The 10,689-nt window shown below is 35.6% G+C and carries 5 protein-coding genes; 2 read left to right on the top strand and 3 right to left on the bottom strand.

What is annotated here, in order from left to right; all coding sequences use genetic code 11:
* Window positions 1-58: 58 nt before the first annotated feature.
* On the top strand, window positions 59-1,813 hold the full coding sequence (locus tag C9J34_RS11380; RefSeq protein WP_107839992.1) for a methyl-accepting chemotaxis protein: 1,755 nt from the start codon (window positions 59-61) through the stop codon (window positions 1,811-1,813).
* Window positions 1,814-2,045: 232 nt separating this feature from the next.
* On the opposite strand, the gene C9J34_RS11385 is transcribed toward C9J34_RS11380, so the two are convergent.
* Together C9J34_RS11385 and C9J34_RS11390 are read right to left on the bottom strand one after the other, a co-directional pair.
* Window positions 2,046-2,624, bottom strand: coding sequence for a metallophosphoesterase family protein (locus tag C9J34_RS11385; RefSeq protein ID WP_107839993.1), 579 nt, complete (start codon window positions 2,622-2,624; stop codon window positions 2,046-2,048).
* 412 nt (window positions 2,625-3,036) lie between these two features.
* Window positions 3,037-5,961: a hybrid sensor histidine kinase/response regulator gene (locus C9J34_RS11390; protein WP_193768973.1), complete on the bottom strand. Its 2,925-nt coding sequence runs from the start codon at window positions 5,959-5,961 to the stop codon at window positions 3,037-3,039.
* A gap of 373 nt (window positions 5,962-6,334) precedes the next feature.
* Between C9J34_RS11390 and C9J34_RS11395 the strand changes: the two genes are divergently transcribed.
* Window positions 6,335-7,465, top strand: coding sequence for a response regulator (locus C9J34_RS11395; RefSeq protein WP_238600631.1), 1,131 nt, complete (start codon window positions 6,335-6,337; stop codon window positions 7,463-7,465).
* Window positions 7,466-7,535: 70 nt separating this feature from the next.
* Here the strand turns inward: C9J34_RS11395 and C9J34_RS11400 are convergent, their stop codons facing one another.
* Window positions 7,536-10,082, bottom strand: coding sequence for an ATP-binding protein (locus tag C9J34_RS11400; RefSeq protein ID WP_193768974.1), 2,547 nt, complete (start codon window positions 10,080-10,082; stop codon window positions 7,536-7,538).
* Window positions 10,083-10,689 lie beyond the last annotated feature (607 nt).

The raw sequence follows: 10,689 nt of genomic DNA on the forward strand, positions 1-10,689 counted from the left end.
ATATAAAATTATTATAATGGATTCAACAAATATCTGGCAGAAGGAGAATGGACAAGTTATGTTTGGTAGTAAAAAAAACTTTGAGCAGTATGATTACTTTCACCAACAGCAATTTTCAGATATTAAAACAAATGAACGCTTTCAAGAAAAGCTTGATTTTCTAGCAATTTCTCATATTCGCCGCGAATCAGTAAAAAAGATAGCAGCTATTTATCAACAGCATCGCGAGTATATATTGGATAATTTTTATAGCCGTTTATTAGATATTGAAGAATTCAATCGTATTATTAATCAGCACTCATCCGTTGAGCGGTTAAAAAAAGTATTCGATCGACATTTTAAAAGCTTATTTGAAGATGAATTAGATATTGATTATGTATTTAAACGCAGACAAATTGCTTATACACATGCACGCATAGGCGTATTGCCGAACTGGATGATTTCTGCCTATACATTAATTAACCAGCTTATCTTTCCGCTCATCGTAAAAGAATATCGAAAACAGCCGACACAAATGCTTGATATTATTTTAGCCTATGATAGTTTAGTAACGATTGATCAACAAATTATTGTTGAAACTTATATCGAAATTCAAGGCAGTTCAGTAGTCAATGGCTTAGGAGAAATTATTCATTACAATACGCAGCTTGAGCAAATTAAACAGCTTGTAGATTTTCAAAGCACACAGCAGCAAGATGTTATTTCGACGAGCAATTTAATGGGGGAGTTAGATGCTAGTATTGAGGAAGTATCAGCCTCCATTGAAGAAATTTCAAAAAATACGCAGCGTTCTTTAGGGGAGCTGAGCGAGGATATTGCTGCGTTAGAAGCAATTACAAATATGCTACATCAAACAGATGAAGGACAGCAGCGTGTTCAGCAGGATGTCGTGCAACTAGTTGAACGTGTAAAAAGAGTTACACAATTAATTATATTAATTAAAGGCATTGCAGATCAAACGAATTTGTTAGCATTGAATGCATCCATCGAGGCGGCTCGTGCAGGGGAGGCAGGCAAAGGCTTTGCTGTAGTAGCAGACGAAATTAGAAAGCTGGCAGATGATACGAAGCATTCTGTTGAAGCAATCAATAGCGATATTGGAGAGCTTTTGCGTATTACAAATAATATTGAGCAATTAACAAAGCAGTCTACACAGGATTTACATGAAGGCGTATCAAATGCTGTACAAATTTCACGAACTTTATCTATATTAAATCAAAATTTACAGCAACAAGGCACACGCTTTACAGAAATCGCAACGACTACTCAGCATCAAGCAGCAGTTGCATCGGATATTTCGATGCGCAATCAAAATCTCCGTGATAGCACAGTACACAGTAAAGATATTACCTTTGATACAGGTGCAGCGATTTATAAGTTAAGTGAAATGATTGAGGAGTATCGTTCTACGACAATTGCAAAGAACTTTATTTTAAGTCAAGAAGATATTATTGCGCTTAATATTACAGACCACTTGCTATGGCGCTGGCGCATTTATAACTTAATGCTCGGCTTTGAACAAATGACGGACAAGGATATTGAGTCTCCAAAGGAATCGCGGTTAGGTGTATGGTATTATGGTGTTGGCAAGGAATTATTAGGAAATGAAAGAGCATATAAAGAATTAGAACAGCCACATATTCAAGTCCATGAGATTGCTAAAAAAGCAATTAAAGCCTACTACCAAGGTAATAAAAAATTAGCGGAAACTTATTTAGATGAGCTAACAGCGGTATCCAACACAGTTATCGAAAAACTGCAGCAGTTACAAGCTGTTTTTGTCAATGAAAAGAAAAAGCATATTAAAGAGTAGCAGGAGGCTGCCTAGAAAATCCACTTTCTAGGTAGCTTTGCTATTTTTTTAAGAAAAAAGAAAGCCGCAAATAAATCAAAACTACAATTTATGCCGTTGTAAGACCCCACATCAAAATAGTGAGTGGAAACGAAATCGTTAAGTGGGGGATGAGGAAAGCCCCCACTGATGGAAGGTTCACTTGATAGTACATGATTAATACGTCAATGATACGATGTATATATTCAAGCTTTTACATTTCAGCACGCATAAACATCACCGTCATTGCTTCACTATCATATAAGCACCAATCAAGCGTTTCCACAACTGCCCCCACGTTAATAATATATTGCTGGTTTCCGACAAATAACGGGGTATTATATGAAACAGCCGTTCTTACGCCATCAATATAAATCGCTGCACGATGGCTATGCCCAAAAAAGACTAGAGGGGTGTGAAATTCAGGGAATGTCGGCTCAAATTGCTCGTCCCACTCAAATTGATGTCCATGTATGAGCATCGCATGATCAATATAAAGTTTTTCCTCGTAGTGCAAAAAATGTTCTGAGCCTGTCACAAGTGCAATACGTTCCTCTTGATTGCCGATAACGGAGGGAAATGTCAACAGCTCCTGAAAGCTCTTTTTCACTATTGCAGCTTCTTTCAATGGTAAATTTCGCGCATGCTCAGCTTTACGCTTGCCAATTTTGCACTCATACAAATCCCCTAAAGCAAATAGCGCTGCATTTGGCGCAACTTCTTGAATATGCTGTAAAACACGCACCGTATTTTGTTTATGTGAATGTAAATCCCCAAAAATTGCGTATTGCAATGATATCACCTCAATATTGCATTGTACAAAATACGAGTAAATTTGGGAAGGTGTATAGAAATTGTTTAAAGCAATTTTATAAAGTGAAACTTCAATGAGTGGTGGGTTCTGGGTGTGCAGGACGTGCCAATGTCGATATTGTAACATGGATGTGATGTCTTTAACTGACTTCATCTTCCGCTGATTGTTGGTTGAATTAATCAGGCTAATCGCCCATTTATTCTTTTTGTTTTTCTCAAGGCTTGAGGCGGGTGTCTTGTATCTGTACTGTACCTGCCGCTTTGCTTTGGTACAGAAAATATTTGCTTGCGGTACATAGAATATTGCTGTCCATTAATGCTGGGTAAAATGAGTAGTGTCGGGTTATGCAGGTATGACTCTGCTAGCCCGACACTTTCTTGTTGTCATGTTCTTAATTTCGTTTCTGGGCATGGGATTTTGGAATTGTCAAGATAACAGTTGTACCTTCCCCAACCCTACTCTCTATATCTAGCTCTGTGCCAAAAATTTGTTTGAGGCGTTGTTCAGTATTAATGAGCCCGACACTTGTTTGCCTACGTAGACGGGTTGTATCAAAGCCAACGCCATTGTCAATAATGAGCACTTTATATTCCATCTTTGATTCGGTAATGCGGATTGTAATCGTACCGCCTCCTCGCTGTGGCAAAATGCCATGTCGGATTGCATTTTCTACCAATGTTTGGATGGACAGTGGCGGTATATTTAATATTAAGTCTTCAGGTACATCCATAACGATTTGAATTTTATCGCCAAAGCGAATTTGCTCGATATCTAAATAAGAGCGAACAAGCTTTAATTCATAATCAATCGGGACAACTAAATCTACGTTTTGGAAGTCAAAACTCATTTGTAAATAGTTGCTGAAAGCGAGTAACAAATCTTTCATTTTCTCATCGTCAACACCATGCAAGGAAATAATCGCATTTAATGTGTTGAAGAAGAAATGTGGCTGGATTTGTGCTTGGAGCCATGCAGCCTCAAAGCGTAAACGCTCTTCACTCGATTGCTTTACTTGAATAAGTGCATCGACACGTGATTTCAATTCCACATATTCAAGTGGCTTTTTCACATAATCATTTGCACCATTTAAAAAGGCAAGTCGAATATCCTCACTTTGCTGACGCGCTGTTAAAAATAAAATAGGAAGCTCTGAAATCGAGTACTGTTCTCGAATTTGCTTCGCTAATTCATAGCCTGATATATGTGGTAGCATAATATCTGAAATGACTAAATCATAGCTATATTTACAAATCTTCTCAAGGGCTTCTGTACCATTTAAAGCTGTATCAACCTTATAGCATTCTGTCGATAGCACCTTTAACAATACTTGTAAACTTAAAGGATCTGCATCAACGATTAAAATATGCGCGGAGCTAGTTGGTGCTGTATTTTTGGCAACTGTTATAGCGAGCTCCTGCTCAGTTATCGAAAAATTATCCTGCAAAAAGATATACTTTGATAATGTACTACTGGTAGTCACTTCAGTGCTTCCAACAGTTAAGCCTTTTGCTATTGGCAATGAAAATGTAAAGGTAGTTCCTTTACCAATTGCAGAATCTACAGTAATTGAGCCATCATGCATCTCGATAATTTCTTTACAAATGCTCAATCCAAGACCTAAGCCCATATGACGAGGTGATTTAATATGATCATCTACTTGCTCATAGGGTTCAAAAATAATCGCCTGCTTGCTCTTTTCAATGCCAATACCTGTATCTGTAATTGAAATATAAAGCAGGCTGTTTTTTATTTTGGCATGGACCGTAATAGATCCTTTATCTGTAAACTTAATCGCATTGTGAATTAAGTTAATGAAAACTTGAATAAGCCGATTTTCATCAACCAGCACAGGTGGTAAATCTGTGGGTAAGTCAATAATTAGCTTTATCGGTTTCCCTTTAATTGTGAGCTGAAACATATCACAAACGCTTTCTACAATATGTTGTACATTAATCGGCTTGATTTGCAAATTGATTGTTCGTTCTTTTAGATGAATCAAATCTAACAAGCCATCAAGCATAAATGACATATGGTGACCGATTGTAACTAGCAGCCTTAAATCATGCTGTTCTTTTTTAACTAATAGCGATTGTGCAATGCTTAGCATGTGTTGGAGCGGTGTGCGCAACTCATAAGATGTATTGGAAAGAAACTCATCTTTTCGATACATTTCCTGTTGGAGTTTAATTGAAAGCTGCTTTGATTGCACTGATATATGGAAATAACGCATAAACCAAAAACCAGATAAAGCAATAATGGCTATAAGCAAATCAAATGGGTAGTGACTATAAGGCGTCGTTAAAGAGCGATTAATCATGATAAATAGTGAGTTATTACTAATCGCAGTAGCCATTAACAGCAATATCACAGCACCTTTCTGTTTAGCTACTGCGAACCGATAAATAACAATAGCTAGAATAATAGGTGAAATAAAAAATAAGATATAGAAAACGATTTGTGTAGAGTAAACATAGTCAATTGGTGCAGCAACAATAAAAAATAAATAGGCGCAGCAAAAGGCTATAAGGATGTTAAGTAATTTTGTATTGATATAGGCTTTTGTTAACTCATTTAAAAATAAAATAAACCAGAGCATTGTCAGAATATAAGAAAAGAAAAATAGCTTTGTTGACAATACCCAGTCGATTGGTATGTACCATAAAAGTAGCTTATTGCTTGACACGATTACTGTAATAAACGTTGAAAAAATAAGTAGGGCAAAGTACAATAGTGATTTTTCTCTAATGCCAACAATAAAAAGTACAATAGTATAAATTAAATAAAAGAGGAAAATGACACATACAATAATTTGTGTAATAGCAGAAAACCATTTTAAGCTTTCCATTGAATGTAAATCGCCAAAAATAAGTGATTTTGTTAAACCGCCAGCTATATGCTCATTCGTATGAAAGCCAGAAATGATAATCTCATTGTCCCCAGGCTGCAGTTCAAAATAATAGGTAACAGGTCTAGCATCTATGCTAGGCTTTCTTGGGACAGTTGAATTATTACCATATTCACCGACATGTTCATTATTTACTTTGAGACTATAGGGTGACAGGCTAGCAGGTATTGTCAATCCATAAAGTCTATTAAAATCTGGCACATTAATAATTTTTAAATAGTATGAGCCATGAGGTACCGAGGCAGGCTTTCGTTTTATATGCATATCCCATGCTTCAGGTAAATTAGCGTAGATAGGGTTGGTGGAGTTTTTATTTTCTCTGGAAATAAGGATGATGTTAGGAAAAAACTCCCATTCTCCATCGAGAAATGTTTTAAAGCTTTTGCTATTTTCAATTTGTTCAAAATCCAATACCCCATGTTGAATTTCGATTTCGTTTGAAAATGAAAGATAGTTAACCCAACTATAACGAATGAAAAAAAGTGACATAAAAAACAATGAAATAATTATAATTATTTTAAAATTATGGTAATTATTAAGTCCTTTTATCATAATAAATCTATCCATCCTCATCTTTTCTTTGATTGTTCATTAAATGTTTGGTAATTAAGTACGATATATAAATATGTTACACTAAATATGTAAGTTAACCAATAGCTAAAATAGTAATAACTTTTCAAAAATTTGAGATGAAGTCAATTAAAAGGGTAATTATTCCTTTTGATGTAGTCGAGACACTCTAATGTGGCTAAAATTTAGGGGAGGGGGATACTTCTTGAGAGTAGTGCTTATAGATGACGAGGCATTGCCAATGGCTCGTTTGAAAACATTGTTATTAGATAATGAATTACAAAAAATTGAAATTGTCGGAGAGTTTGATGATCCGATAGAGGCATATGAAAATATAAAAGGCTTGCGACCTGACGTTATATTTTCAGATATTGAAATGCCGGAATTAAACGGTTTGGAGCTGGCTGGGAAAATTCAAGAAATACAGCCATCAGTTGAAACCGTATTTATTACAGGGTTTGATCGCTACGCAATTGATGCTTTTAATATTCATGCAATCGACTATATGCTAAAGCCTGTCCAAAAGGATCGCTTGCATAAAACACTTATCAGACTTCAAACATTGCTTAATGAGAAGCCGACTCCAAAAAATAATAGTACTTGTCTTAAACTTTTTGGTGACCTTAGAGTTGTATCCGCTGACGGTCAAGTACAGATCATGAAGTGGCGTACAGCAAAAGCAAAGGAGATTTTTTCGTATTTATTATCTCGACATGAAAAATCAACATCAAAAGATACGTTATTAGAGTTATTTTGGTCTGAGGTAGATATGGAAAGGTCCGTCAAGCAGCTATATACAACAATTTATACAATTAGAAAAACATTGAAGCAATATAATTTACATGATGTACAAATTTCTAGTTTATTGCTCGATTCAGGTTATCAATTACAGCTAGGTAATGTCTTGGTTGACATAGATGAGTGGACTAAAGAGCTGAATGCACTACCAAATTTGACAAAGGATACATATAAAGAGCATGAGCACGTATTTAATGCCTATCAAAATCATTTTTTGAAGGGCTGCGACTATATTTGGGCTGAAAGTGAACGAGAGCGTTTGAAGCGAATGTGGCGTCAACATGCGCTACAGCTCAGTAGATTTTATATAAAAGAAAAAATGTACGAGCAAGCAATTACGGTTGAAAAGAAACTGCAATCATTAGATGCAGATGAGGAATTGCAATACTTCACATTAATGAAGCTATACGACGTATTAAATAATGTGGAAGCGGTCGAAGAGCAGTACACATTATTAAAACAAGTATTAGAAGAACAATTAGCGGTTGAGCCAAGCGAGGAAGTGACAAGCTGGTTTGAGCAATGGAAAAAGACAAAAAAAAAGTAGCTCAAGTCAATTGAAAAAGCGCAAGAAGTCCACGAGAAAGTATGGATTTCTTGCGCTTTTGTATATGGCTTTAATTATATTTCTTCGGTACAGGGAAGGAAATCGTTGTCCCTTTTCCGACAACGCTATCAATTGTTAGCGTTACACCGAATAATTGCTTTAAGCGCTGTTCCGTATTGAAAAGGCCAACACTATCTTTTTTATCAATCAACCTTGTATTAAAGCCGATGCCATTGTCAATAATTTCGATTAAATAATGTTCGCTATGCTCTGTAATTCGTAATATTATCGTACCACCTTCTGGACGATTTAATATGCCATGACGCACCGCATTTTCAACAAGCGTTTGCAAAACAAGCGGTGGGACAGAGAAAGCAACATCGTTTGGAATATCCCAGATCATTTGAATGCGATCCCCGAATCGAATTTGTTCGATTGCCATGTAGGAGCGAACAAGCTTTAATTCATAATCAAGAGGGACAAGCAAGTCGACATTTTCGAAATTAAAGCTCATTTGTAAATAGTCATTAAAGGCGAATAATAGCTCCTCCATTTTTTCGTTGTCTTCACCATACAAGGAAATAATTGCATTTAATGTATTGAAGAAAAAATGTGGTTGAATCTGCGCCTGTAACCATGCAGCTTCGAAGCGTAAGCGTTCTTCACTTGACTGCTTTACTTGAATGAGTGCATCCACACGGGACTTGAGTTCAATATATTCAATAGGCTTTTTCACATAATCATTCGCACCGTTTAAAAATGCTAATCGAATATCCTCGCTTTGCTGGCGCGTCGTTAAAAATAAAATAGGTAGCTCAGAAATCGAGAATTGCTGACGAATGTGCTTTGCTAATTCATAGCCTGACAACTGTGGTAGCGTTGTATCTGAAATAACTAAATCAAAATTCCTCTCCTGAATTTTAGCGAGTGCATCAACACCATTTGTAGCGGTTTCAATTTTGTAAAATTCAGTTGTTAATGCTTTTAACAATACTTGCAAGCTTAAAGGGTCTGCATCGACAAGCAATATAGATGCGTGGTTAGCTATCGATAGTTGCTCGGTAGTCGAAGCTGCAATCTCCTGCTCTATTTCAGATAAATCATTTTGTAAAAAGATATATTTTGATAATGCCTGACTCTGCTCTGTAGTAGATTCACTTCGTTTAATTGTTAGCCCTCTAGCAATCGGTAGTGAAAATATAAACGTAGCGCCTTCACCAATGCTTGATATAACACGAATAGAACCACCATGTAATTCAATAATTTCTTTACTAATACTTAAACCAAGTCCAAGGCCGACATGTGCTGTATTATTCATTTGCTCATACGGTTCAAAAATGGAAGCTTGTTTACTTTGTTCAATGCCAATACCTGTATCTGTAATCGATAGAGACAGCATACTGCCTGTTGTCTGTGCATGAATCGTAATAGAGCCTTCATCTGTAAATTTAATAGCATTATGAAGTAAATTAATGAAAACTTGTAGCAGTCGATTTTCATCAGCTAGTACTGGTGGTAAATCTTCTGGTAAATCAACAATGAGCTCAATTGGCTTGCTGTTAATTGTAGGCTTCAGAATATCGCTAACACTTGTAGCAATATGTTTTACATCAACAGGTTTCATTTGTAGTGTAATTGATTGCTCTTTTAAATGAATCAAATCAAGTAAACTATCAAGCATAAAAGACATATGCTGACCAATTGTGACTAATAATCTTAAATCATGCTGCTCTTTTTTAGCTAATAAAGATTGCGTGATACTTAACATATGTTGTAAAGGTGTGCGTAGTTCCTGCGATGTATTGGCAAGGAAATCATCTTTGCGATACATTTCTTGCTGAAGCTGGATAGCTGTTTGCTTTGATGTTGATGATTGATAAAAATAGTCGATAAACCAAAAGGCTAATAATGCTGTAATAGCAATTAATAAGTCAAATGGATAAGGTTTTGCCATTAAATAATTGGTAATGAGAAATAGCCAATGATGAATAACAGCTGTAGCAGCTAAAAGTAACAGCACATATCCTTTATGCTTACGGAAAGCAATTTTATACATAAACATGGCTAGCATCATTGAACCGCTGATTAAAAGCGCATAAAAAATAAATTTCGTATAGTAAATAAAGCTAACAGGCATAACTGCGATGAATATTAAGTAAACAAAACAACAGAGAGCAGCGATATTTAATATTTTTGCTGTCACATATTTCCTCGTTAATTCACTGAAAAATAAAATAAACCAAAATAGTGCCATAACACAGGCAAAATGCCATATTTGTGTTGCGGATAGCCAGTCAATTTTTACATGCCAAAGAAGTAGCTTGTCGTTAGAAAGAATAACCGTAATAAATACCGACACGATTGAAAGTAAAAAATAGGCGATTGTACTTCGATTTATTCCGATAGCAAATAGTAAAATGCCACATAGAAAATAAAAGACAATAAATGCGCAAACGATTATTTGTACAATGATATCGTACCATTTTAGTTTTTCTAGAGAATATGAATCACCAAAAGTGAGTGATGATGTCAAGCCACCAGGTACATGCTCATTCATATGAAAGCCAGAAATAATGAATTCATTTTCTCCAGGCTGTAGAGAAAAGTGGTAAGTCATAGGCCTAGCGCTCTCAGAAGGCGTTTGTGGATTGAGTGTGTGCTTTCCATAATTGCCTATGTATTTATTGTTAACATAAAGGGTGTATGGTGAGAGACTCGTAGGGATTGTCAAACTGTAAACAAGCTCTAAGTCAGGTACATTTATGATTTTTAAATAGTATGACCCATGCGGTGCATGATTTCGTTCAGGCTCAATGTAGGAATCCCATGTTTCAGGTACATTTAAATAGACGGGTGTATTCGATTCCCTTGTATCTCTTGAAATAAGTAAAGTATTAGGGTACAAAATCCATTCCCCATCCAAATGCATTTGAAAATTTTGTACTCTATGAATTTGGTCAAAATCTAAAACGCCATTTTTAATTTCAGCTTCACTAGAAAAAGAAAAGTAATGAAGCCAGGTGAAGCGTAGAAAAAAGAGTAATACAAAAAATATAGAAATTATTATCGTTATTTTAAAAATTTGTAAATTATTTTGTTTTTTAGTTATCATAAAGAGTTAGCTCCACTTTTTCTTCTTGAAATACTTTCATTTACTAATAAAATAATTATAATGAGTCCGATATAGTATATATGTTACATTAAAAAGTAGGCTTTACCAAGGG

This window comes from Metasolibacillus meyeri (assembly GCF_003049505.1).
Taxonomy (GTDB): domain Bacteria; phylum Bacillota; class Bacilli; order Bacillales_A; family Planococcaceae; genus Metasolibacillus; species Metasolibacillus meyeri.